Source organism: Streptomyces sp. UNOC14_S4 (genome assembly GCF_020740835.1).
Classification (GTDB): Bacteria; Actinomycetota; Actinomycetes; order Streptomycetales; family Streptomycetaceae; genus Streptomyces.
The window spans coordinates 1-888 of sequence record NZ_JAINFC010000992.1 but is presented as its reverse complement, the minus strand read 5'-3'; the positions used below and the strand labels follow the sequence as shown (position 1 = coordinate 888).

Annotated in this window: 1 protein-coding gene; it reads left to right on the top strand. The window is 75.6% G+C overall.

The window, feature by feature from the left end; translation table 11 throughout:
• Positions 1-5: 5 nt before the first annotated feature.
• Positions 6-888 (top strand): RNB domain-containing ribonuclease (locus K6I34_RS37530; protein WP_229332480.1); only part of this gene is annotated, 883 nt, incomplete at its 3' end.

Sequence of the window (888 nt, the reverse complement as noted above, 5' to 3'; positions counted from 1 at the left end):
GAACCATGCCCCGTCGGCAGATACACGTCACCGACGCGGACGGCACGCCGTTGCGGGTCGCCCTGCGCGAGTCGCGTGCGCGGTCGGGCATGCCCACGGCCTTCCCGGCCGACGTCCTTCAGGAGGCCGCGGCGGTCGCGCGGCGCCCGCGGCTCCCCACGCGCGACGCCACCGACCTGCCGCTCTTCACCATCGACCCGCCCGCGTCGAAGGACCTCGACCAGGCCGTCTTCCTCGCCCGCCGCGCCGCGGGCGGCTTCCGCGTCCACTACGCCATCGCCGACGTCACCGCCTTCGTGCTCCCCGGCAGCGCCCTGGACGCCGAGGCGCACCGCCGCGTCATGACGTACTACTACCCCGACGTCCGGGTCCCCCTGCACCCGGACGTCCTCGGCGAGGGCGCCGCCAGCCTGCTGCCCGACCACACCCGGCCCGCCCTGCTCTGGGAGCTCGACCTGGACACCGACGGCCGGGTCGTCCGCACCGACGTGCGCCGCGCCCTCGTCCGCAGCCGCGCCAAGCTCAGCTACGCGAGCGTCCAGCGCGCCCTCGACTCCGGTGCCGCCGAGGAGCCGCTCTCGCTGCTGCGGGAGGTCGGCCTGCGCCGTGAGGAGCTGGAGCACACCCGGGGCGGCATCTCCCTGAGCCTCCCCGAGCAGCGGATCGTGCGCCGCGGCAACCACTACGCGCTCGTGTACCGCTCGCCGCTGCCCGCCGACCGCTGGAACGCCCAGATATCCCTGATGACAGGCATGGCCGCGGCCGAGCTGATGCTCGGCTCCGGCACCGGGGTCCTGCGCACCCTGCCGCCCGCCCCCGGCACCGCCGTCACCAGGCTGCGCCGGGTCGCCCGTGCTCTGGGGGTCACCTGGCCCGAGAGCATGGCGT